Annotated in this window: 20 protein-coding genes and 1 pseudogene; 13 read left to right on the top strand and 8 right to left on the bottom strand. The window is 71.3% G+C overall.

Features of this window, described 5'->3' with window-relative positions; all coding sequences use genetic code 11:
• The first annotated feature begins 25 nt into the window (after positions 1–25).
• Positions 26–1,171: a cystathionine gamma-synthase gene (locus tag OHT52_RS09550; protein WP_328719701.1), complete on the top strand. Its 1,146-nt coding sequence runs from the start codon at positions 26–28 to the stop codon at positions 1,169–1,171.
• Positions 1,172–1,387: 216 nt separating this feature from the next.
• Here the strand turns inward: OHT52_RS09550 and OHT52_RS09545 are convergent, their stop codons facing one another.
• Both OHT52_RS09545 and OHT52_RS09540 read right to left on the bottom strand, forming a co-directional pair.
• A complete protein-coding gene (locus tag OHT52_RS09545) occupies positions 1,388–1,579 on the bottom strand; it encodes a DUF1059 domain-containing protein (protein ID WP_266708441.1) in 192 nt (63 codons plus the stop codon).
• A 58-nt stretch (positions 1,580–1,637) separates the two neighbouring features.
• Entirely contained in the window at positions 1,638–2,168 is a 531-nt protein-coding gene (locus OHT52_RS09540; RefSeq protein ID WP_328719700.1) for a MarR family winged helix-turn-helix transcriptional regulator, read from the bottom strand.
• A 179-nt stretch (positions 2,169–2,347) separates the two neighbouring features.
• On the opposite strand from OHT52_RS09540, the gene ilvA reads away from it, so the two are divergent.
• The 3 genes from ilvA to OHT52_RS09525 all read left to right on the top strand — a co-directional run bounded on the left by ilvA (position 2,348) and on the right by OHT52_RS09525 (position 5,725).
• The gene (gene ilvA / locus OHT52_RS09535; protein ID WP_328719699.1) at positions 2,348–3,580 is read left to right on the top strand and encodes a threonine ammonia-lyase; all 1,233 of its coding nucleotides are present in this window, start codon (positions 2,348–2,350) and stop codon (positions 3,578–3,580) included.
• Between the two features lie 223 nt (positions 3,581–3,803).
• Positions 3,804–4,874, top strand: a complete 1,071-nt coding sequence (locus OHT52_RS09530; RefSeq protein ID WP_328719698.1) for an ATP-binding cassette domain-containing protein — start codon at positions 3,804–3,806, stop codon at positions 4,872–4,874.
• Positions 4,871–5,725, top strand: a complete 855-nt coding sequence (locus OHT52_RS09525) for an ABC transporter permease (RefSeq protein WP_328719697.1) — start codon at positions 4,871–4,873, stop codon at positions 5,723–5,725. Before OHT52_RS09530 ends, OHT52_RS09525 begins: the two co-directional genes overlap by 4 nt.
• A 108-nt stretch (positions 5,726–5,833) precedes the next feature.
• Here OHT52_RS09525 and greA read toward each other — a convergent pair whose 3' ends face one another.
• Together greA and OHT52_RS09515 are read right to left on the bottom strand one after the other, a co-directional pair.
• Entirely contained in the window at positions 5,834–6,331 is a 498-nt protein-coding gene (gene greA, locus OHT52_RS09520; protein WP_328719696.1) for a transcription elongation factor GreA, read from the bottom strand.
• 195 nt (positions 6,332–6,526) lie between these two features.
• Complete coding sequence (locus OHT52_RS09515; RefSeq protein ID WP_328719695.1) at positions 6,527–6,940, bottom strand: DUF4307 domain-containing protein; 414 nt, start codon at positions 6,938–6,940, stop codon at positions 6,527–6,529.
• 97 nt (positions 6,941–7,037) lie between these two features.
• On the opposite strand from OHT52_RS09515, the gene mca reads away from it, so the two are divergent.
• The 3 genes and pseudogenes from mca to OHT52_RS09500 form a co-directional block, all read left to right on the top strand.
• Positions 7,038–7,919, top strand: coding sequence for a mycothiol conjugate amidase Mca (gene mca, locus OHT52_RS09510; RefSeq protein WP_328719694.1), 882 nt, complete (start codon positions 7,038–7,040; stop codon positions 7,917–7,919).
• 1 nt (position 7,920) lies between these two features.
• Positions 7,921–8,163 carry a hypothetical protein gene (locus OHT52_RS09505; protein WP_328719693.1) on the top strand — a complete coding sequence of 81 codons (243 nt, stop codon included), beginning with the start codon at positions 7,921–7,923 and terminating at the stop codon, positions 8,161–8,163.
• Positions 8,164–8,542: 379 nt separating this feature from the next.
• Positions 8,543–8,675: pseudogene (locus OHT52_RS09500) on the top strand (IS5/IS1182 family transposase); the annotation flags it as partial.
• A gap of 111 nt (positions 8,676–8,786) precedes the next feature.
• Here OHT52_RS09500 and OHT52_RS09495 read toward each other — a convergent pair.
• On the bottom strand, positions 8,787–9,353 hold the full coding sequence (locus OHT52_RS09495; RefSeq protein WP_328719692.1) for a Uma2 family endonuclease: 567 nt from the start codon (positions 9,351–9,353) through the stop codon (positions 8,787–8,789).
• Positions 9,354–9,532: 179 nt separating this feature from the next.
• Between OHT52_RS09495 and OHT52_RS09490 the strand changes: the two genes are divergently transcribed.
• Positions 9,533–11,575, top strand: a complete 2,043-nt coding sequence (locus OHT52_RS09490) for a thioredoxin domain-containing protein (RefSeq protein WP_328719691.1) — start codon at positions 9,533–9,535, stop codon at positions 11,573–11,575.
• Positions 11,576–11,651: 76 nt separating this feature from the next.
• On the opposite strand, the gene trhA is transcribed toward OHT52_RS09490, so the two are convergent.
• Positions 11,652–12,338 (bottom strand): PAQR family membrane homeostasis protein TrhA, encoded by a 687-nt coding sequence (trhA, locus tag OHT52_RS09485; RefSeq protein WP_328719690.1) that lies wholly within the window; start codon positions 12,336–12,338, stop codon positions 11,652–11,654.
• A gap of 329 nt (positions 12,339–12,667) precedes the next feature.
• On the opposite strand from trhA, the gene OHT52_RS09480 reads away from it, so the two are divergent.
• The 3 genes from OHT52_RS09480 (at position 12,668) to OHT52_RS09470 (ending at position 17,062) form a co-directional block, all read left to right on the top strand.
• A complete protein-coding gene (locus tag OHT52_RS09480; protein WP_328719689.1) occupies positions 12,668–14,494 on the top strand; it encodes a phosphoenolpyruvate carboxykinase (GTP) in 1,827 nt (608 codons plus the stop codon).
• A gap of 296 nt (positions 14,495–14,790) precedes the next feature.
• On the top strand, positions 14,791–16,524 hold the full coding sequence (locus tag OHT52_RS09475) for an Ig-like domain repeat protein (protein WP_328719688.1): 1,734 nt from the start codon (positions 14,791–14,793) through the stop codon (positions 16,522–16,524).
• Between the two features lie 145 nt (positions 16,525–16,669).
• Entirely contained in the window at positions 16,670–17,062 is a 393-nt protein-coding gene (locus OHT52_RS09470; protein ID WP_328719687.1) for an SCO4983 family protein, read from the top strand.
• A 133-nt stretch (positions 17,063–17,195) separates the two neighbouring features.
• Here the strand turns inward: OHT52_RS09470 and OHT52_RS09465 are convergent, their stop codons facing one another.
• The gene (locus tag OHT52_RS09465; RefSeq protein ID WP_328719686.1) at positions 17,196–18,407 is read right to left on the bottom strand and encodes a pyridoxal phosphate-dependent aminotransferase; all 1,212 of its coding nucleotides are present in this window, start codon (positions 18,405–18,407) and stop codon (positions 17,196–17,198) included.
• 344 nt (positions 18,408–18,751) lie between these two features.
• Here OHT52_RS09465 and OHT52_RS09460 point away from each other — a divergent pair, with 344 nt between their 5' ends.
• Positions 18,752–19,078, top strand: coding sequence for a hypothetical protein (locus OHT52_RS09460; RefSeq protein ID WP_328719685.1), 327 nt, complete (start codon positions 18,752–18,754; stop codon positions 19,076–19,078).
• Between the two features lie 518 nt (positions 19,079–19,596).
• On the top strand, positions 19,597–20,526 hold the full coding sequence (locus OHT52_RS09450) for a S1 family peptidase (RefSeq protein ID WP_328719684.1): 930 nt from the start codon (positions 19,597–19,599) through the stop codon (positions 20,524–20,526).
• A 58-nt stretch (positions 20,527–20,584) separates the two neighbouring features.
• On the opposite strand, the gene OHT52_RS09445 is transcribed toward OHT52_RS09450, so the two are convergent.
• Positions 20,585–22,201, bottom strand: a complete 1,617-nt coding sequence (locus tag OHT52_RS09445) for an N-acyl-D-amino-acid deacylase family protein (protein WP_328719683.1) — start codon at positions 22,199–22,201, stop codon at positions 20,585–20,587.
• Between the last annotated feature and the right edge of the window lie 7 nt (positions 22,202–22,208).

Below are 22,208 nucleotides of genomic sequence, written 5' to 3'. Positions count from 1 at the left end.
TCGCGACGAACTACGCTCGGGCCTCATGACCGACCAGCACAGCTTCGAGACCCTCGCGATCCACGCGGGAAACACCGCCGATCCGCTCACCGGCGCCGTCGTTCCGCCCATCTACCAGGTGTCCACGTACAAGCAGGACGGCGTGGGCGGACTGCGCGGCGGATACGAGTACAGCCGCAGCGCCAATCCGACGCGTACCGCCCTGGAGGAGAACCTGGCGGCACTGGAGGGCGGCCGTCGCGGACTGGCCTTCGCCTCCGGACTCGCCGCCGAGGACTGCCTGCTCCGTACGCTGCTCACCCCCGGTGACCACGTGGTGATCCCGAACGACGCCTACGGCGGCACCTTCCGGCTGTTCGCCAAGGTGGCGTCGCGCTGGGGCGTGGAGTTCTCGGTGGCCGACACCTCGGACGTGGCCGCGGTCCGCGCCGCGCTCACCCCGCGCACCAAGGTGGTCTGGGTCGAGACCCCGTCCAACCCGCTGCTCGGCATCACCGACATCGCGGCCGTGGCGGGCGTCGCGCGCCAGGCCGGGGCCCGGCTGGTCGTGGACAACACCTTCGCCAGCCCTTACCTCCAGCAGCCGTTGGCGCTGGGCGCGGACATCGTGGTGCACTCCACCACCAAGTACATGGGCGGCCACTCCGACGTGGTCGGCGGCGCGCTGATCGTGGACGACGAGGGCCTCGCGGAGGAGTTGGCGTTCCACCAGAACGCGATGGGCGCGGTCGCCGGTCCGTTCGACGCCTGGCTCGTGCTGCGCGGCATCAAGACCCTCGCCGTACGCATGGACCGGCACACCGAGAACGCCGGACGGATCGCCGAACTGCTCACCCGCCACCCCGAGGTGACGCAGGTCCTCTATCCCGGACTGCCGGAGCACCCGGGCCACGAGGTCGCCGCCAAGCAGATGCGGGCGTTCGGCGGCATGGTCTCCTTCCGCGTGCGCGGCGGCGAGGAGGCGGCCGTCGACGTCTGCAACCGTGCCGAACTGTTCACGCTCGGTGAATCGCTCGGCGGCGTCGAGTCGCTGCTGGAGCACCCGGGGCGGATGACGCACGCCTCCGCCGCCGGCTCGCCGCTGGAGGTGCCCGCCGACCTGGTGAGGCTCTCCGTCGGCATCGAGAACGGCGACGACCTGCTCGCCGACCTCACCCAGGCTCTCGGCTGACGGATCGCACTCCCGTCACCTCCGAACCGCCGTGCGGGGGACAGGTGCCGGCGTCTCAGCGTGGGTACGGTGCCGGCGTCTCAGCGTGGGTATGGTGCCGGCGTCTCAGCGTGGGTACGGTGCCGGCGTCTCAGCGTGGGTACGGTGCCGGGGGACGCTCCCCGGCACCGCACTCACGGACACCCTCGGCCCCCAAGCGGAAAACCCGGCAGGCTCTCAGACGGCGACCTTCTCGTCCTCCAGGGACGCCCTGACCTGTTCACGCAACTCGGGGCTGTCCGTATGGTCATGGACCGAGACGGCGTGCTCGGTCGCCGCGCGGACGACCTCGTCCTCTTCGCCGGAGATGGTCAGCGAACAGCCCGACACGCTCGGATACTTCCGGCAGTCGGCGACTTTCCTGGTCATGGTGGCCTCCTCGTCCTTCACGTGGGCCAGCACTTCCAGGGTAGTTCGCGGAAGCGGACTAGTCCCCTTGCGACTGATAAGCCGCCTGCCGAACCGCCAGAGAGTCGTTGAAGCGGGTCAGCAGGGTGCAGAAGATCTCCCGCTCCTCCTCGCTCCAGCCCTCCGTGACCTGCGACATCAGATCGCGGCGGGAGGCGCGCACCTCGTCCAGGCGGGCCTGGCCGCGTGGCGACAGCTGGAGCACGACGGCCCTGCCGTCCTCCGGGTGCGAGGTCCGCTTGACGAGCCCGGTGTCCACGAGCGGGGCGACCTGGCGGGTCACCGTCGAGGAATCGATACCCATCCCCGCGGCCAGCGCCTTGACGCCCATAGGGCCCTCCCGGTCGAGCCGGTTGAGCAGCAGGTAGGCGGCCCGGTCCATCGAGTTGCGGACCTTGCCGACACCACCGAGACGGGTCTGCTCCGCGCGCCGGGCGAAGACCGCCACCTGGTGCTGGAGCGTGTCGAGTACGACGGGGCCGGCCCCCTGTGGAGGGGCGACGTCGTCCCCGGAAGGAGACGCAGCATTCGTCATGTCCTGAGGGGGCATGGCCAATAGCTCTCTTCGTGCGGTGTCGGATGGGTGGGGGACACAGTACGCGGCGATGCGGCCGACTGTGTCCAGGGTATGTAATCCCGGGTACCCCGAGAGCGGGAAGGGCTTGGGGACAACGGCCTCCCCGGAGCACTCGGAGGGCGGTGGAGCGGCGAGCTGCGAGACTGGCGGTCATGAGCTTCCGTACGTCCGCCCCTTTCCCGTCGCTGATCCTCGACGACGTCCGGGGCGCCCAGAAAATACTGTCCGGAGTGGCCAGAGCGACCGCGATGGAGGGCAGCCGCCACCTGTCGGAGCTCGTCGGCGCCCCCGTCCAGTTCAAGTGCGAGAACCTCCAGCGCACCGGCTCCTTCAAGCTGCGCGGCGCTTACGTGCGCATCGCCGGACTGACACCGGAGGAACGGGCGGGCGGAGTCGTCGCCGCGAGCGCCGGAAACCATGCGCAGGGTGTCGCACTCGCCTCTTCTCTGCTCGGCGTACGCTCCACGGTCTTCATGCCGGTCGGCGCACCCCTGCCCAAGGTCGCGGCGACCCGCGAGTACGGCGCCGAGGTCCGGCTGCACGGTCAGGTCGTCGACGAGACGCTGGCCGCCGCCCAGGAGTACGCGGAGCGGGCCGGAGCGGTCTTCATCCACCCCTTCGACCACCCCGACATCATCGCGGGCCAGGGCACCGTCGGCCTGGAGATCCTCGAACAGTGCCCCGAGGTCCGCACCATCGTGGTCGGTATCGGCGGCGGCGGACTGGCGGCCGGCATCGCCGTCGCGGTCAAGGCGCTCCGCCCGGACGTGAAGATCATCGGCGTGCAGGCGGCCGGCGCCGCCGCCTACCCGCCCTCACTGGCCGCCGGGCACCCCGTCGCCCTGGAGGCGGTGCCGCAGACGATGGCCGACGGCATCAAGGTCGGCCGCCCGGGCGACGTACCGTTCCGCCTGATCCAGGAGCTGGTGGACGAGGTCCGCACGGTCACCGAGGACGAGCTCTCCAGTGCCCTGCTGCTCTGCCTGGAGCGGGCCAAGCTCGTGGTCGAACCCGCGGGCGCCAGCCCGGTCGCCGCGCTGCTCAGCGACCCGAAGTCCTTCCGGGGGCCCGTCGTCGCCGTGCTCTCCGGCGGAAACGTGGACCCGCTGCTCATGCAGCGCATCCTCCGCCACGGACTGGCCGCCGCCGGCCGCTATTTGAGCCTGCGGGTGCGGATCGTGGACCGGCCCGGCGCGCTCGCCGCGCTGCTGGCCACCCTGTCCGGGTCCGACGCGAACGTGCTCGACATCAGCCACGTGCGGACCGAACCGCGTCTCGGCCTCACCGAGGCGGAGGTCGAGCTGCACCTGGAGACCAAGGGCCCGGAACACTGCGAGGAGGTCGCCGCCGTCCTCAGGGGCGCCGGCCACCTCATCGTGGAGTGAGCCGGGCCCCATGCCCGTCGGGCGGCCGGTGCCCGGCACGGCACCTCGCCCCGCACGCCCCGCACCCGGTCGGTCCTCCGTCTCGCGGCGCACCGCACCGGACACCGGCCGCCGATCCGACGCGCATGGCCGGAAACGACCTAGGATTCGCACAGTAGTCACGTGAACGGGCAATCGGTCCGTCCGACGGCGGGCCGTCCGACAGCAGATGGGGGTATCCCCTGTGCCAGGTGCGATCCACGCCGAAGGTCTCGTGAAGACCTTCGGAGACGTACGAGCGCTGGACGGCGTCGATTTCGACGTCCCCGAAGGGACCGTTCTCGGCCTCCTCGGACCCAACGGCGCCGGCAAGACGACCGCGGTGCGTGTCCTCACCACCCTGCTGCGGCCCGACAGCGGGCGGGCGGAGGTCGCGGGCATCGACGTACTGGCCAAGCCCAACGAGGTACGCCGCTCCATCGGGCTGTCCGGACAGTTCGCCGCGGTCGACGAGTACCTGACCGGCCGGGAGAACCTCCAGATGGTCGCCCGGCTCTACCAGATGCGCGCCCGCGAGGCCAAGAGCCGGGCTACGGAGCTGCTGGAGCGGTTCCACCTCACCGACGCGGCCGACCGGACCACCAAGACCTACTCCGGCGGCATGCGGCGGCGGCTCGACCTCGCGGCGGCGCTCGTGGTCCGGCCGCCGGTCATGTTCATGGACGAGCCCACCACCGGGCTCGACCCCCGCAACCGCCAGCAGCTCTGGGAGGTCATCGAGGAACTGGTCGGTGGCGGAACGACTCTGCTGCTGACCACGCAGTACCTCGAAGAAGCCGACCACCTCGCCCACGACATCTGCGTCATCGACCACGGCAGGGTCATCGCACGCGGTACGTCCGACCAGCTCAAGGCCCGTACGGGCGGCGAACGCGTCGAGGTCGTCGTGCACCGCCCGGAGGAGATCGAACCGGCCCGCGACGCACTCGCCCGGTACGGCGGGGGTGAGGTCTCCGTCGTCCGGCACATGCGCAAACTGACCGTCCCGGTCACCGGCGGCGCCAAACTCCTCGCGGAGGTGATCCGCGACCTGGACGGCCGGGACGTGGAGATCGACGACATCGGACTGCGCCGCCCCACCCTGGACGACGTCTTCATCTCGCTCACCGGGCATGCGGCCGAGACCGCTGCCGAGAACGGCGGGAACGGCGAGGACGGCAGCGGCGGCGGTGGCGGGAGAGACGGCAGCGGCAGAAGCGGTGGCGGCGGCGGTGGCTCGTCGGCGACCGGGGACGCGAAGGAGGACGCACGGTGACCACCCGCCCGGAAGAGGTCCGCACGACCCTGGCCCCCCGCCCGTCCGGCGGCATCGTCCAGTCCGTCGGCGATTCCCTCGTGATCGCCAAACGCAACCTGATCCGGATGACCCGCATCCCCGAGGTGGTCCTCTTCGGGCTCATCCAGCCGATCATGTTCGTGGTGCTGTTCAGCTACGTCTTCGGCGGCTCGATGAACGTCGGCGGCTCGACCTCCCCGGAGGTCTACCGCAACTTCCTGATGGCCGGCATCTTCGCCCAGACCGTCACCTTCGCCACGGCGGGCGCCGGGGCGGGCATCGCGGACGACATGCACAAGGGCCTCATCGACCGCTTCCGCTCCCTGCCCATGGCGCGGGGAGCGGTGCTCACCGGACGGACCATCGCCGACCTCGTACAGACCACCCTCACCGTGCTGGTGCTGGTGGTCGTCGCCCTCCTGGTCGGCTGGCGCATCCACAACGGAGTACCGAAGGCCATCGGGGCGTTCGGGCTGCTCCTGTTGCTCGGGTACGCCTTCTCGTGGATCGGCGCGCTGATCGGCCTCTCCGTCCGGACCCCGGAGGCCGCCACTTCGGGAGGACTGATCTGGCTCTTCCCGGTCACGTTCATCTCGAACGCGTTCGTCGACTCCAGCCAGATGGCGTCGTGGCTCCAGCCGATCGCCGACTGGAACCCGTTCAGCGCGACCGTCCAGGCGTGCCGCAAGCTGTTCGGGAACCCGGGCGTCTCCCCGTCCGACGCCTGGCCGATGCAGCACCCGGTGTGGGCGTCGCTGATCTGGTCCGCCGTGATCATCGTGGTGTTCCGGACCCTCTCGGTCCGTAAGTACCGCCGGGCGGCCAGCTGACCGCCCGTACCGAGGGTTGTCCCGCACGCGAAGGCCCCGGCCGCCGGATTCCTCGGGAGTCCGGCGGCCGGGGCCTTCGCGTCGCGGGCGGCTCAGCCGGTGTGGGGCTCAGCCGGTGTAGGGCTTGGCCGAGAGGATCTTCACCGCGGCCTTCTTGCCGTTGGGCAGCTCGTACTCGGCGTCGTCGCCCGTGCGCTTGCCGTTGACGCCCCTGCCGAGCGGCGACTGCGGCGAGTACGTCTCGATCTCCGTGCTCGCGTACTCGCGGGAGGCGAGCAGGAAGGTCACGGTGTCGTCCGGGTCACCGTCGAAGGCGATCGTCACGACCATGCCGGGCTCGACCACACCGTCGTCGGCCGGCGCCTCGCCGACCTTCGCGTGCTCCAGGAGCTGGGTGAGCTGGCGCACCCGGAGCTCCATCTTGCCCTGCTCCTCCTTGGCCGCGTGGTACCCGCCGTTCTCGCGGAGGTCGCCCTCCTCACGGGCCGCCGCGATCTTTACGGAGATCTCCGTGCGCGCGGGACCAGACAGGTAATCCAGCTCGGCCTTGAGCTGGTTGTACGCCTCCTGCGTGAGCCAGGTGACGTTTTCGCTGGTCTGGGTCACAGGTGCTCCTCGTCGGTACTGGGAATACAAAGCATCGCCCTACCCCGAGCTTGTTCCCTCACGGGTGGGCGAAACCACGAGCCTAACAATTTCCCGGGCAAAGGGGGAGAAGGTCACCCAGTGACGATCGAGGCGTGGCGGACGGTGCGGGTGGCGCACAGGTTGGGACCGTCCCCCGCGGGCGCACCCCGGTGCTCAGCCCGCGGAACCGCCGCCCGTGCAGCCCAGCAGCTCCACCGCACTGGCCCGGGAGGTCGTCCGCAGCGCGACGACCTCGTCGACGCGGCCCTCGGGCTGGTCGAACCGGAAATCCTTGCGGGCGACCTCGCCGCCCGCCGCGTCCAGGGCGCGCACCGTGCAGAAGCCGCCGGAGTCCTTGTCCTTGTGCACTTCGAGATGTGCCTCGGCCCGCTCGTCGGAGACGATCTTGGATTTGATCAGCTCGGCGCTGATTTCCGTACCGGCGACCTTGTCCACGCCGATCCAGACGATCACGCCGATCAGCGCCGCACCCAGTACCGCACCGATCACCCGGAGCTTGCGGTCCGCGTTCTCGTCCTGGCTCCGGCCGTACCGGCCCTCGGGCGTGGCCTCGCGCAGCGCCGTCATGATCGTTCCTCCTGTGCGGGGAATCGCGGAATTTTCCACCTCCCCGTTCGGTCACTATAGGAGTTGCCCATCGTGACGAATAACTGAGGACCGAGTCTTGACCGAGCAGCTGCGCCTGATGGCCGTCCACGCCCACCCCGACGACGAGTCGAGCAAGGGCGCCGCCACCATGGCCAAGTACGTGTCCGAGGGGGTGGACGTCATGGTCGTCACCTGCACCGGTGGGGAACGTGGTTCCATCCTCAACCCCCGTCTCCAGGGAGACGCGTACATCGAGGAGAACATCCACGAGGTACGCAGGAAGGAGATGGACGAGGCCCGCGCGATTCTCGGCGTCCAGCAGGAGTGGCTCGGCTTCGTCGACTCCGGCCTCCCCGAGGGCGACCCGCTGCCCCCGCTTCCCGAGGGCTGCTTCGCGCTGGAGGGTGAGGAGAGCGCCGCCGGGCGCCTCGTCGCCAAGATCCGCGCGTTCCGTCCGCAGGTCGTCACCACGTACGACGAGAACGGCGGCTACCCGCACCCCGACCACATCATGACCCACAAGATCACGATGATCGCGTTCGACGGTGCGAACGACAAGGAGCGCTTCCCCGAGGACGAGTTCGGTCCCGTCTGGGAGCCGCAGAAGCTCTACTACAACCAGGGCTTCAACAAGCCCCGCACGGTCGCCCTGCACGAGGCGCTCCTCGCACGCGGTCTGGAGTCCCCGTACGGCGACTGGCTGAAGCGCTGGGACGAGATGAAGCACACCGAGCGCACCCTGACCACGCACATTCCGTGCGCGGACTTCTTCGAGGTGCGCGACCGGGCGCTCATCGCGCACGCCACGCAGATCGACCCCGAGGGCGGCTGGTTCCGCGTCCCGATGGACGTCCAGAAGGAGGTCTGGCCGACCGAGGAGTACGAGCTTGTGAAGTCCAGCGTCGATACCTCCCTCCCCGAGAGCGATCTCTTCGCGGGCATCCGCGACAATGCCTGATATGTACTCCACCCAGGCACTGACGCATCTCGTCCCGCTGGCCGCCGACGAGCTCGACAAGAACAAGGTGACCCCCGGCGTCCTCGGCTTCATCGTCTTCGCCGCGCTCGCCGTCGGCGTGTGGCTGCTGATGAAGTCGATGAACCGCCACATGGGCCGGGTGAACTTCGAGGAAGCCCCGGAGGACACCGAGGCGCCCGCGACCGCCGGGACCGGTGCCTCCGCCGGAGCCCGCGCCGAGTAGCACCCCGGGACGCCGTCCGGCCGTCGGGCCTTCGGCCGGTGCCCCGACCCGCCCCGCGCCGTGCACGGTCGGCGCGGGGCTTGGAGCCGTGCCCCCGCCACCGGCTACGACGCCCCGAGCAGCGGTGCCCGGATCGCCGGCGGAACGCCCCACGGCTCGCCCTCGCGGATTGCGTCCGCACCATCGCGACGCATCACCGCACTGACTTCCCGACCCTGGCGCACTCCGAGAACCAGGGCGCCACCGGTGCCGCGTCCGCAGCGCGGATTGCCGCCCGCCACGGGTTGGACCCTGCGACGACGCCGGTATGAACAGACTGGGTGATGCGCCGTAGCCCTGCCTACTCCGGTACGCCTCCCATCCGGTGGACCGGTGGCCATGGGGAGAGGAGCGCGCCTTCGCCCGGCTCCACGGTTTCAGACGCCTCCGCACCCCGCTGGGAACGCAGAGCCGACATCCACGACGCCTCCCTCAAGCTCGCCTGCTGCCTGATCACCCGCCGACGGACCAAGCCATGGTGTCAGCCGTCGTCAGGGGAGCCGACCGCAGCGGAAAGAGCCTTCAGGCGCTGCCGGAACTTGCGCTTCCCCTGTGCTCAGTCATGAGGAATCTTCCAGCGGTTCTCAGACGGCTCCCAGATCGACAGCGACGGAGAAAGGCGCGGTGGCCTTCACCCTGCCGGTGAACATCTCGCCGTCCCGGTAGGCCCTGGTGGCGGGGTCGAGGACGTAGGTGTAGACGATCGGGACGCCGGTGGCGGCCTGCTCGACCCGCCAGTAGAAGGGGATGCCGGCCTTGGCGTACTGGGCGACCTTCACGACCCGGTCGGTCGTCTCCGATCCGGGCGACACCACCTCGACGACCAGGAGTACGTGCTCGGGGCGGGTGGGTGTGAGGTCGATGGTCTCTGCCCGGTAGACGGTGACGTCAGGGCGGCGGTTGGTGAGGGGAACGTCCTGCAGGCGGACGTCGAAGTCCGTGTCGGCGTTCCAGTCCGTGCCCGCGGCGGCGTCCAGGGCATTGGCCAGGATCCGGGCCAGCCGGTTGTGGCGCTTGGAGGCGCTCGGGCTCACGACGACCATCCCGTCCACGATCTCGATGCCGGCGCACTGCTCCTCGGACCAGGAGTCGTACTGTTCCGCGCTGATCTGCGTATGCATCCACGCGGGCGCCACCATCTCGGCGGTCATGGTGTACCTCCTTCGAGAGGCCTCGGCAGGTCCGGCGCTGCTCGGCTCAGCGTACTGTCCGCATGCTGCCGGTGTGGGAGCACTGCGGCTCCGTGGGATCGCCCGTGCACACGGCCTCTCCCGCCGCTCCCGGTGAGCCCGTCCCCCAGTCGCCATCCCCGGTGCGCAAGGATTGGGGCATGGTCAACCGACTCGCGCACACCACCTCCCCGTACCTCCTCCAGCACGCGGACAACCCGGTCGACTGGTGGCCGTGGTCGCCCGAGGCGTTCGAGGAAGCCAAGCGCCGTGACGTGCCCGTGCTGCTGAGCGTCGGGTACGCCAGTTGCCACTGGTGCCACGTCATGGCGCACGAGTCCTTCGAGGACGAGGCGCTCGCCGCCTACCTCAACGCGCACTTCGTCGCGGTGAAGGTGGACCGGGAGGAGCGGCCGGACGTCGACGCCGTGTACATGGAGGCGGTGCAGGCGGCGACCGGGCAGGGCGGCTGGCCGATGACCGTGTTCCTGACGGCGGACGCCGAACCCTTCTACTTCGGTACGTACTTCCCGCCCGAACCCCGGCACGGCATGGCGTCCTTCCGGCAGGTGCTGGAGGGCGTGACCGCCGCGTGGACCGACCGGCGCGGGGAGGTCGCCGAGGTCGCCGGGCACATCGTGGCCGACCTGGCCAAACGGTCGCTGGCGCACGGCGGGCAGGGCGTGCCGGACGAGTCGGACCTGGGGCGGGCGCTGCTGGGGCTGACCCGGGACTACGACGACACGCACGGCGGGTTCGGCGGCGCGCCGAAGTTCCCGCCGTCGATGGCGATCGAGTTCCTGCTCCGCCACCACGCCCGTACCGGCTCCGAGGGGGCCCTGCAGATGGCCGCGGACAGCTGCGCGGCGATGGCCATGGGCGGCATCTACGACCAGCTCGGCGGCGGGTTCGCCCGGTACGCGGTGGACCGGGAGTGGACGGTGCCGCACTTCGAGAAGATGCTCTACGACAACGCGCTGCTCTGCCGGGTGTACGCGCACCTGTGGCGGTCGACCGGGTCGGACCTGGCCCGCCGGGTGGCGCTGGAGACCGCCGACTTCCTGGTCCGCGAGCTGCGGACCACCGAGGGCGGCTTCGCCTCCGCGCTGGACGCCGACAGCGAGGACGCCCAGGGCCGGCACGTGGAGGGCGCGTTCTACGTGTGGACGCCCGCCCAGCTGGCCGAGGTGCTGGGCGAGGAGGACGGGGCGTTCGCCGCCGCCCGCTTCGGGGTGACCGAGAAGGGCACCTTCGAAGAGGGCTCCTCGGTGCTCAGGCTCGACGCGGGTACGGCGGGGGCGCAGGCGGATGAGGACACCCCCGACCCCGACGCCGAGCGCGTCGCCTCCGTGCGGGCCCGGCTGCTGGCCGCCCGTGAGCTGCGACCCCGTCCGGGGCGGGACGACAAGGTGGTCGCCGCCTGGAACGGCCTGGCCGTCGCGGCGCTGGCCGAGACGGGCGCCTACTTCGACCGGCCCGACCTGGTGGAGCGGGCCACGGAGGCCGCCGACCTGCTGGTGCGCGTCCACCTGGGCGAGAACGGCAGGCTCTGCCGCACCTCCATGGAGGGGCGGGCCGGCGGGAACAGCGGGGTGCTGGAGGACTACGCGGACGTCGCCGAGGGGTTCCTCGCACTGGCGTCGGTGACCGGCGAGGGCGTCTGGCTGGAATTCGCGGGGCTGCTGCTCGACGTGGTGCTGACCCGGTTCGCGGGGGAGGGCGGGCAGCTCTACGACACCGCGGACGACGCCGAGAAGCTGATCCGCCGCCCGCAGGACCCCACCGACAACGCCACCCCGTCCGGCTGGACGGCGGCGGCCGCGGCGCTCCTGTCGTACGCGGCGCACACCGGCTCCGAGCCGCACCGCACGGCGGCCGAGGGCGCGCTCGGGGTGGTGAAGGCCCTCGGTCCGCGCGCGCCCCGGTTCGTGGGCTGGGGGCTGGCCGCCGCCGAGGCGCTGCTCGACGGGCCCCGCGAGGTGGCGGTGGCCGGGCCGGTCGGCGGTGAGCTGCACCGGACGGCGCTGCTGGGCCGGGCGCCGGGCGCGGTCGTCGCGGTGGGGGAGCCGGGCGGCGGGGAGTTCCCGCTGCTGGTGGACCGGTCGCTGGTGGGCGGCGAGCCGACCGCGTACGTCTGCCGCCACTTCGTCTGCGAGACCCCGACCACCGACGTGGAGGAGCTGAGCCGGAGGCTGGGCGGCTGAGAACCCCGGCGCGGTCGTGACGACGCCCCCTGCGGCAGCTGCCGCAGGGGGCGTCGTCACGACCGCGCCGAGCCGGTCAGTCGTGCTGGTAGGCGACGAGCGAGATGGCCACGTAGTGCGCGGCGAACGCGGCGAGGGTCAACGAGTGGAAGACCTCGTGGAAGCCGAAGTAGCGCGGCGAGGGATTGGGGCGCTTGAGGCCGTAGATCACGCCGCCCGCGCTGTAGAGCAGTCCGCCGACGACGACCAGGACCAGCACGGCGACGCCGCCCGCCCGCATGAAGTCCGGCAGGAAGAAGACCGCCGCCCAGCCCATCGCGATGTAGCAGGGCGTGTACAGCCAGCGCGGGGCGCCGACCCAGAACACCCGGAACGCTATCCCCGCCAGCGCCGCCGCCCAGACCGCCCACAGCAGGGGCCGCCCGGTGGAATCCGGCAGCAGGAGCAGGGTGAGCGGTGTGTACGTGCCCGCGATGATCAGGAAGATGTTCGCGTGGTCCAGCCGCCGGAGCACCGCCTCGCCGCGCGGGCCCCAGGTGCCGCGGTGGTAGACCGCGCTCACGCCGAAGAGCAGGCAGGCGCTGAGGACGTACACCGCGCAGGCGATCCGCCCCTTGGCGCTGTCCGTGAGCGTGATGAGTGCCAGTCCGGCGACCACCACCGCGGGGAACATGCCGGCGTGCAGCCAGCCGCGCATCCGTGGCTTGAGCGGCTCGGCGTCCAGGACGGCGGTTTCGGGTGCGGACGCACCGGCAGCAGTCATGTCCGCATGCTACCTACGCCCCCGTAAGTACCGCCTCCGAGTGGTGAGGCTCACCCACGGGGCACGCACGGCTCACCCTCCGGGCACGCACGGCTCGCCCACCGAACACCCGTAGCCACACCGCGACGCCCCTTTTCCGGAGCGTTCATGCTCACGCTCCGAGTGGCCATGCTCACATGTGAGGCCCTCTGGACAGATGGGCGGTAGCGTCGGATGATCAAATGAGTGCGGTCGGCACCGGATGAGCGCCAGGGATGACGCAGTCGAAGCGTCCGGGTCGAAGCCCCCACGGGGCACCAACGGCAATCCACCCTCGACAAGGAGCGATCGTGGCGCGCGACATCGCGGCTCCCTCCCCTCTTCCCACCCGGCACCAGGAGCTCGTCTCCTGGGTCGACGAGATCGCGGCTCTCACCCAGCCGGACCGTGTGGTCTGGTGCGACGGCTCAGAAGCCGAGTACGAGCGCCTGTGCGGGGAGCTCGTGGCCAAGGGCACCTTCACGAAGCTGGACGCGACTCTGCGGCCCAACTCCTACTACGCCGCGTCCGATCCGAGCGACGTCGCCCGCGTCGAGGACCGCACCTTCATCTGCTCCGCGAAGGAGGCGGACGCGGGCCCGACCAACCACTGGAAGGACCCCGCCGAGATGCGGGAGATCTTCTCCGGCGCACAGGGCGTCTTCCGGGGATCGATGCGCGGTCGCACCCTCTACGTCGTGCCCTTCTGCATGGGCCCGGTCGGGTCCCCGCTCTCCGCGATCGGTGTGGAGCTCACCGACTCCGCCTACGTCGCGGTCTCCATGCGCACCATGACGCGGATGGGGCAGGAGGTCCTCGACGAACTCGGCACCGACGGCTTCTTCGTCAAGGCGGTCCACACCCTCGGTGCCCCGCTCGCCGAGGGGGAGCAGGACGTGCCCTGGCCGTGCAATGCGACCAAGTACATCTCGCACTTCCCCGAGGACCGCGAGATCTGGTCGTACGGCTCCGGCTACGGCGGCAACGCCCTGCTGGGCAAGAAGTGTTACGCGCTGCGCATCGCCTCCGTCATGGCACGCGACGAGGGCTGGCTCGCCGAGCACATGCTGATCCTCAAACTCACCCCGCCGCGCGGGGAGTCGAAGTACGTCGCCGCCGCGTTCCCGAGCGCCTGCGGCAAGACCAACCTCGCGATGCTGGAGCCGACCATCTCCGGCTGGAGCGTCGAGACCATCGGCGACGACATCGCCTGGATGCGCTTCGGCGAGGACGGCCGGCTCTACGCGATCAACCCCGAGGCCGGGTTCTTCGGCGTCGCGCCCGGCACCGGCGAGCACACCAACGCCAACGCGATGAAGACGATGTGGGGAAACTCCGTCTTCACCAACGTCGCGCTCACCGACGACGGCGACGTCTGGTGGGAGGGCATGACCGAGGAGCCGCCCGCGCACCTCACCGACTGGAAGGGCAACGACTGGACCCCCGCGTCCGGCGTCCCCGCCGCCCACCCCAACGCCCGCTTCACCGTGCCGGCCGGCCAGTGCCCGATCATCGCTCCCGAGTGGGAGGACCCGAAGGGCGTACCGATCTCGGCGATCCTCTTCGGGGGCCGCCGCGCCACCGCCGTACCGCTGGTCACGGAGTCCTTCACCTGGCAGCACGGCGTCTTCCTCGGTGCCAACGTCGCCTCCGAGAAGACCGCCGCCGCCGAGGGCAAGGTCGGGGAGCTGCGCCGCGACCCGTTCGCCATGCTGCCGTTCTGCGGTTACAACATGGGCGACTACATGAACCACTGGATCAAGGTGGGCGCGGACAAGCCCGACCAGTCCAAGCTGCCCAAGATCTACTACGTGAACTGGTTCCGCAAGGACGACGCGGGCCGGTTCGTCTGGCCCGGGTTCGGCGAGAACAGCCGGGTGCTCAAGTGGATCGTGGAGCGACTGGAGGGCAAGGCGGAGGGCGTCGAGTCGCCGATCGGCATCCTGCCGGCCAAGGGCTCGCTCGACACCGACGGACTCGGGCTCTCCGAAGAGGAGTTGGACTTCCTCCTCACCGTCGACAAGGAGGTCTGGCGCGAGGAGGCGGCACTGGTTCCCGAGCACCTCAACACCTTCGGCGACCACACGCCGAAGGAACTGTGGGACGAGTACCGGGCGTTGGTCCAGCGCCTGGGGTGAGACCCGGCACGCCGTGCGGACGAGCAGACGTGCAGAGGTGCAGACGTGAAGATGTGAAGGCGTGAAGGTGTGACGCCGTGAACGGCCCCTGGAACCCGCGTGGTTCCGGGGGCCGCGCGCTGTTCCGAGGTGTTGGTTCGGGGCTGTCCGCCATGCGAGGTGACACGCCGGTTCACAACAATCCCTTGAACATCGCGTGTTCACGGAGGCTACTGTTGCTCCGCACGCCTCCGGGAGCCGCTCGGAGGTGTCAACGAACGTGTGGGGGAAACCAGTTGAGGAACTCATGGCTCCGCTTGCGGGTCGCCGCAGCGGTCACCGCTCTCTCGCTCGGCGCGGTCGGCCTGACCGCGCTCGGCGCGCCCCTCGCCCGGGCCGCCGAGGCGGGCACCGGGACGGCCGGTGAGCAGGTGGCCAAGCTGCCGATCTCGTCGTTCGGGGCGCTGGCCGTCGACTCGGCGCACCAACGGGTCTACGTCAGTGACGACCGCAGGACCTCGGGGGCGGGCTCGGTCCAGGTCTACGACTTCGACGGTGAGAGGGTCGCCACCCTGGCGACGGACGACGTGCCGTCCTCGCTGGCGCTCAGCCCGGACGGGACCGTCCTCGAGGTCGCCCAGACCTCCGGCGTCATCTCCTTCGACACCGCCACCTACACCAGGACCGCGCGCTACTACGGGAACTACGACGTCTACTGCCCCCGTGACGCGGGATTCGCCGGCGGCCGTGTCTGGTTCACCGAGACCAACAACACCAGTGACTGCGACAACCGGACGTACACCCTCTACGGGACGGCCGACGGAAGGACCGTCGCGACCGGCTGGAACGACACCGGGCGGCTGCGGCTCTTCGACGACCAGCGGAACCCGGACCGGCTGATCCTGGCCCAGCCCCGGACGACCGCCGTGACCAATCCCTTCCTCGGCGTGTTCGACGCGAGCGGGACCACCCTGGTCCGCACCGCCGAACGCCGGTTCGCCGACGCTGCCGGCCAGGGCGGGCTGGACATGCGCGACGTGGCCCAGTCCCCGGACGGCAGCCTGATCGCCGTCGCCGACGCCCGTACCGGAACCCGGCTGCTGAACGCGGACGACCTCTCGGACGCCGACACCGCCTACCAGCCGCTCCCCGAGGGGGCCGTGGCCAGCGCGGTCGCCTTCAGCGGCGACGGGAAGTACATCGCCCGGGGCGCCGCCGCCACCGGCGGCACCGCCGACCTGCTGATCCAGGCCGCCGACCCGACCGATGCCACGCCCCCGCTGGAGTTCGCCTTCGAGGGCGCGCTCGACGGGAACAAGGTCCAGCCGCGCGGACTCGCCTGGTCCGAGGACGGCTCCCGCCTCTTCGCCGTCACCAACGGCGGCAGTGGGTACGAGTACTGGCTGCACGTCATCCGGCCGCCCGCCGCTCAGTACGACACCCGTTTCACCGGCACGCTCGCCACGAACGTCGCGCAGCCCGTGGTCGGCGAGCCCCTCGGCATCCGGGGCCGGCTGGAGATCGACGGGCCCGCACTCGCACAGCCGGTCAAGGTGACGGCCGTACGCACCGACGCCAACGGCGACCGTACGCTCGCCGCCGCCGAGGTCGACGCCGACGGGACGTTCACCGTGCTGGACGTGCCGTCGGTGGTCGGCCCGGCCACGTACACCGTCTCGTTCACCGGCGACCTGACCCACCGCCCGACCGAGGACGTCTCCCTGGAGACCGTGGTGGCGAAGGCCCCGACCTCGATCGCGTTGACCGCCCCGGCGGAAGGCACCAAGGGGGTGGGGCTGCGGATCACCGGCACCCTCACCGGCCAGGGCCGCGCGCTGCCCGCCGGGATCACGCTCTCGGTGGCGCGTACCGACAAGAAGGGCAGCTACGCGCTGACGTCGGCCGCCGTCGCGGCGGACGGATCCTTCACCGTCGACGACGTCCCCGGCGCCAACGGCGAGGTGGTGTACGAGATCGGCTACGCGGGTGACGACCTGCATCTCGCGAGCGGGGCGACGGCGACCGTCCGGGTGCGTAAGCCGGTGGCCTGATCCGGCGGCGGCGGCCCGTACCGGGCCGCCGTAGGGCGGGGGACGCGCGGCGCGGGCGTCCCCCGCCACGCCCTCGACGGACCGGGCACAACTTTAGACTGATTCCAAGCTAGGATGGTTGTCCAGCAGAACCTGGAGGCCACCCATGTACGAGCCGATTCGCACGCCGTCGGTCCACACGCCGGCCGACACCGCCGGATTCCCGCACCGCAGTCGCGGGGAGGAGCTGGACATCCAGCTCGCCGGCCACCTCGCCGCGCTGCTCGCCGTCACCGACGAACTGGGCCTCGACACGGCCGGGGACCGTATCGCCGAGCAGGTGTCCCGACTGCGCGGCACGCCCCCCGCCCGGCACGCCGGGCTGACCGGAGCCCCGCCCGCGGCCCTGCACCGCCGTGCCCACTCCCTCGCGGGCCGGGCGCTCGTGGTGGCGGCTTCGCGCGCCGACACCACGGCGGCGATCCTCGCGGCGGAACGGATGGACGCGCACGCCGCGGCGCTGTCGACGGCGGCGCACCGCCTGGTCCCGACCGCCTGAGACGGCCGCCCGACGCGACCGCCTGACCCGGCCGCCCGACGCGACCTTCAGACCCGGCCGCCCGACGCGACCTTCAGACCCGGCCGCCTGACCGGGCCGCCCGGTCGCCGGCCCGCACGGACGGTGACGGCGCTCAGGGCTGGCTGTAGCCGTCCAGGAAGTGCGCGATCCGTGTCACCGCGTCCCGGAGGTCCTCCGCCGAGGGCAGTGTGACCACCCGGAAGTGGTCGGGTTCCGGCCAGTTGAACCCGGTGCCGTGCACCACCATGATCTTCTCGGCCCGCAGCAGGTCCAGCACCATCTGCCGGTCGTCCTTGATCTTGTAGACCTTCGGATCGAGCCGGGGGAAGAGGTACAGGGCGCCCTTGGGCTTCACGCAGGTCACGCCGGGGATCTGCGTCAGCAGGTCGTACGCCACGTCCCGCTGCTCCAGAATCCGGCCGCCCGGCAGCACCAGATCGTCTATCGACTGCCGGCCGCCGAGCGCCGCCGCCACCGCGTGCTGGGCCGGCATGTTGGCGCAGAGCCGCATGTTGGCGAGGATGGTCAGCCCCTCGATGTACGAGGAGGCGTGCTCCTTCGGCCCGCAGACCGCCAGCCAGCCGGAGCGGTAACCGGCCACCCGGTAGTTCTTGGACAGCCCGTTGAAGGTGAGGACCAGCAGGTCCGGGGCGATCGCCGCGGTCGGGGTGTGGGTGGCACCGTCGTAGAGGATGCGGTCGTAGATCTCGTCCGAGCAGACGACCAGGCCGTGGCGACGGGCGATCTCCGTCAGACCGCGCAGCATCTCGTCGTCGTAGACGGCGCCGGTCGGGTTGTTCGGGTTGATGATCACGATGGCCTTGGTGCGGTCCGTGATCTTCCGCTCGATGTCGGCGAGGTCCGGCATCCAGTCGGCCTGCTCGTCGCAGCGGTAGTGCACCGCCGTACCGCCCGCCAGCGAGACCGAGGCGGTCCAGAGCGGGTAGTCGGGCGCCGGTACGAGGACCTCGTCGCCGTCGTCGAGCAGCGCCTGCATCGACATCTGGATGAGCTCGGAGACGCCGTTGCCGAGGTAGATGTCCTCGACGTCCAGCGCGATGCCCTTGGTCTGGTAGTGCTGCATCACACCGCGGCGCGCGGACAGCAGGCCCTTCGCGTCGCCGTATCCGTGCGCCCCCGCGACATTGCGCAGGATGTCCTCGAGGATCTCGGGCGGGCATTCGAAACCGAACGCCGCCGGGTTGCCCGTGTTCAGCTTGAGGATGCGCTGACCGGCCGCTTCCAGCCGCATCGCCTCCTCCAGCACGGGGCCCCTGATCTCGTAGCAGACGTTGGCGAGCTTCGTGGACTGGATGACCTGCATGTCCGCGAGCTTACGGCGGTGTTTCGCGGCGTGCTCGGGGCTTCCTGCCCGCCGGCGCCCTCGGGGACGCGCCGGACGGCCACCGAGGCTTCCATCGCCATGCGGCCGGGCGGGTGAGCCGTGGGAACGTCCGGTCGCGCCGGTGGTGCGGCTTGGAATGCGGGTGCGCGCCGCGAACGCGGTGAGATGCGCCACCCGTCCCCCTGTTCGTACACACGTACGCGACCGGGCGCGCGCGGGCTCGTACGTGTGTACGGAGGCCTGGTTGCGGGCCCCGGGGCGGACCGCCTCAGATGTCGCTCAATTCGCGCACCGGGTGCGCGGCGCCCGGGAAGAGTGCCCTCATGGGCCTCCTCACGAAGAACCACCTCGCCGTCCTCGTCCTGCACGACGCGCCCGGGATCCTCGCCGCGCTGCGCGAGGAACTGGCAGCCGCGCCGGACGCCGACCGGGCCGGCCTGGAGCGCGCGCTCGCCCTCGTCGGGCGGTACACGGACCGCCCCGAGGAAGAGCTGCGCGTCCGCTGGGTGCGGGAACGGCTCACCGCGGCCGGCTACGCGGGACCCGCCGACTCCACCGAAGCGATCAGGACGCTGCGCCGCGCCGAGCCGGGCCTCTCCCTGCTCCAGGCCGTGACGTACGCGAGGGAAGCGGCGGCGGCCGGGAGCTGAACCGGTCGCCTTCGGCTCCGCGTTCGCCGGGCCCGCGAGGGTGGCGGCCGGCGCGGTGGCCAGGGTCCGGCCGCCGATCACGTCGGGCGGTGAGTGCGTGCCCGCCACGATCCGGGTGTGGCCGAGGTCCGAGGCGCGGGCTCCCCACTCCTGGAAGCGCTCCGGGACGGCGTACGCCGGCGCCGCCAGGTAGAAGGCGTTGGTGTGGCCGCTCGCGAAACCGGCTTCGTCCACCGGGGAGAGGCTGCGCCGACGGAAGAGCAGCGGGGCGACGGAGACGTCGCCTCCTTTCGCGCCGGGCGGTGCCGATCGGCGCCTCCCTCCGCGCACCGGGCCGCGTCGACCGGGTCGCCTTCCTGCGTGCGGGGGCCGCCGGGCGCGGCTTGTTTTCACCCCTTGTGGGGGCAGGGCCCGTACGTGAACATGCTCATGCCAAGACCGGAAGATCTCCGGTCGCGCGTGTGCGGGCCCGCCGACCCCGGCGTGTCCGCACGCCAGGTCAACGGAGGGGACCCCCCATGAAGAAGCCTCTCGTCGCCGCGCTCCTGAGCGCCCTGCTCCTCGGTGCCGGCGCGGTGCCCGCGGTCGCCGCCACCGACTCCGGCGCGGGCGCCTCCCCGGCGTCCGTGTCCGTCGGTAAGTCGGCCCCGGGTGCGGTCGCGTCCGGGGCCCCGGACGTCGCGGCCTCCGCGGCCCCCGGCGTCGCCGCCGTGCAGGCGGTCGGATTCGCCGGCACCGTGGCGCTGAGCAACTGTTCCGGCTCCGTCGTCCGTACCCCCACCGCCCTGTCCACCGATCCCGCGCTGGTCCTCTCCAACGGGCACTGCCTGGAGACGGGCTTCCCGGCCGCCGGGCAGGTCATCGTGAACCGCGCGTCCACCCGTTCCTTCACGCTGCTCAACGCGGCGGGCACCGGCGTCGGCACTCTGCGCGCCAGCAAGATCGCCTACGGCACGATGACCGACACCGACATCTCCCTCTACCAACTCACCCGCACCTACGCCCAGATAGAGAGCAGCTACGGCATCAAGGCGCTGGAGCTCTCCGCCACGCACCCCGTCCAGGGCACCGCGATCACCGTCGCGTCCGGCTACTGGAAGCGGACCTACTCCTGTGCCGTGGACGGCTTCGTCTACCGCCTCAAGGAAGGCGCGTGGACCTGGAAGGACTCGGTCCGCTACACCTCCGCCTGCCAGACCATCGGCGGCACCTCGGGCTCCCCGGTGATCGACAACGCCACCGGCAAGGTGGTCGCGGTCAACAACACCGGCAACGAGGACGGCGAGCGGTGCACGGAGAACAACCCGTGCGAGGTCGACGCCAACGGCACGGTCACCGTGCGCCAGGGCATCAACTACGCCCAGGAGACCTACGGCATCGTGCCCTGCGTCGGCCCCGGCAGCGTGATCGACCTCACCCGCACCGGCTGCGCCCTGCCCAAGCCGTGACGCGGTAGGGGTTGTTCGGCGGGCCCCGGGCCACGGTCCGGGACCCGCGTGCGCCGGCTCAACGCGCGGTCGAGCGCACCGAACGTCCCGCGAGCACCTGGGTCCTGCGCCCGTCCTCGATGACGAACCGGCCGTCGATCAGCACGTGCGGGATGCCCACCGGCAGGGTCCGGGGCGCCTCGAAGGTCGAACCCGCCGCCACCGTCGAAGGATCGAAGAGCACGAGGTCGGCGCGGTATCCGGGGCGTACCATCCCCCGGTCCGTCAGCCGCAGCCGGGCCGCCGGGCGGGAGGTCAGATGGGCCACGCACTCCTCCAGGGAGAGCACACCCAACTCGCGTGCGTACCGGCCGAGATAGTGCGGGAAGGTGCCGTACGCGCGCGGGTGCGGCTTGTCGCCCCGCAGGATGCCGTCGCTGCCGCCGGTGTGCACCCGGTGCCGCATGATCCGCCGGACGTTCTCCTCGTGCCCCACGTGCTGGAGGATCGTCGAGCCGAGGCGGTCCTGGCCGAGCAGCCGCCGCGCGGTGCTCCACGGCTCCTCGCCGCGCTCCCGGGCGGAGGCGGCGACCGTGCGCCCCACGTACCCGGAGAGCCCGGGGACGGTGACGCCGGAGATCTCGATGGTGTCCCAGTCGATCGGCACCCCGTGGCAGCCGTCCGAACCGGTGACCTCCAGGTCGTGGCGCATCCGCGCGGCGGCGGCCGGGTCCGCGAGCCGCGCCAGGGTCGCTTCCGGGCCGCCCTCGCTCGCCCAGCCCGGCAGCACCGCCACCAGCGTGGTGCACCCGGGGGTGTACGGATAGGTGTCCAGGGAGATGTCCGCGCCCTCGTCCAGCGCCCGGTCGAGCAGGTCGAGCAGCTCCGGCGCGCGGCCCTCGTTCACCCCGAAGTTCATCGTGGCGTGGGCGAGATGGAGGGCGCACCCCGCCTTCCGGGTGAGCCGCACCATCTCCTCGTACGCCTCCAGCGCACCGGCTCCGTACGAGCGGTGGTGCGGGCAGTAGTAGCCGCCGTGCTCGGCCACCACCCGGCAGAGTTCGGTGAGTTCGGCGTCGTCCGCGTACATCCCGGGGGTGTAGGTCAGGCCGGACGACATGCCGAACGCGCCCTCCCGCATTCCCTGGGCGACGAGTTCACGCATCCGGTCCAGCTCGGCACCGGTCGCGGGGCGGTCCTCCCAGCCCACCGCGTACATCCGGACGGTGCCCTGCGGGACCAGATAGGCGGCGTTGACGGCGATGCCCTCGCCGCCGAAGTTCCGGTCCAGCCGGTCGAGATACTCGCCGACCGTGCGCCAGTCGAGGTCGAGGTCCTCGCCGTCGCCGTTCCACCCCGCGATGGTCCGGCGCACCTCGGCGAGCGTGCGGTCGTCCACGGGGGCGTACGACAGGCCGTCCTGGCCCAGGACTTCGAGCGTCACGCCCTGGGCGGCCTTGGCGCTGTGATCGGGGTCGCGGAGCAGGGCGAGGTCGCTGTGGGCGTGCATGTCGATGAAACCGGGGGCCAGGGCGAGGCCGTCCGCCTCCAGGGTGCGGCGGGCGGTCGGGCGGGGGCCCGGCGAACCCTCCGGGTGGATCGCGGAGATCCGCCCGCCGCCGACGGCGACGTCCGCCCGGACGGACGGACCGCCGCTGCCGTCGATGACGCGCGCGTCGCGGATGACGAGGTCCATGGCGACC

Origin of the sequence: Streptomyces sp. NBC_00247, from assembly GCF_036188265.1 — a bacterium.
Classification (GTDB): domain Bacteria; phylum Actinomycetota; class Actinomycetes; order Streptomycetales; family Streptomycetaceae; genus Streptomyces.
The sequence above is the reverse complement of the archived record's forward strand: the minus strand, read 5'-3'. Positions and strand labels throughout refer to the sequence as shown.

Coding starts and splice junctions, on each gene's coding strand:
- OHT52_RS09550 (WP_328719701.1), top strand. CDS start 26: ATGACCGACCAGCACAGCTTCGAGACCCTCGCGATCCACGCGGGAAAC.
- OHT52_RS09545 (WP_266708441.1), bottom strand. CDS start 1,579: ATGACCAGGAAAGTCGCCGACTGCCGGAAGTATCCGAGCGTGTCGGGC.
- OHT52_RS09540 (WP_328719700.1), bottom strand. CDS start 2,168: ATGCCCCCTCAGGACATGACGAATGCTGCGTCTCCTTCCGGGGACGAC.
- ilvA (WP_328719699.1), top strand. CDS start 2,348: ATGAGCTTCCGTACGTCCGCCCCTTTCCCGTCGCTGATCCTCGACGAC.
- OHT52_RS09515 (WP_328719695.1), bottom strand. CDS start 6,940: ATGACGGCGCTGCGCGAGGCCACGCCCGAGGGCCGGTACGGCCGGAGC.
- OHT52_RS09505 (WP_328719693.1), top strand. CDS start 7,921: ATGTACTCCACCCAGGCACTGACGCATCTCGTCCCGCTGGCCGCCGAC.
- OHT52_RS09495 (WP_328719692.1), bottom strand. CDS start 9,353: ATGACCGCCGAGATGGTGGCGCCCGCGTGGATGCATACGCAGATCAGC.
- OHT52_RS09490 (WP_328719691.1), top strand. CDS start 9,533: ATGGTCAACCGACTCGCGCACACCACCTCCCCGTACCTCCTCCAGCAC.
- trhA (WP_328719690.1), bottom strand. CDS start 12,338: ATGACTGCTGCCGGTGCGTCCGCACCCGAAACCGCCGTCCTGGACGCC.
- OHT52_RS09470 (WP_328719687.1), top strand. CDS start 16,670: ATGTACGAGCCGATTCGCACGCCGTCGGTCCACACGCCGGCCGACACC.
- OHT52_RS09465 (WP_328719686.1), bottom strand. CDS start 18,407: ATGCAGGTCATCCAGTCCACGAAGCTCGCCAACGTCTGCTACGAGATC.
- OHT52_RS09460 (WP_328719685.1), top strand. CDS start 18,752: ATGGGCCTCCTCACGAAGAACCACCTCGCCGTCCTCGTCCTGCACGAC.
- OHT52_RS09450 (WP_328719684.1), top strand. CDS start 19,597: ATGAAGAAGCCTCTCGTCGCCGCGCTCCTGAGCGCCCTGCTCCTCGGT.
- OHT52_RS09445 (WP_328719683.1), bottom strand. CDS start 22,201: ATGGACCTCGTCATCCGCGACGCGCGCGTCATCGACGGCAGCGGCGGT.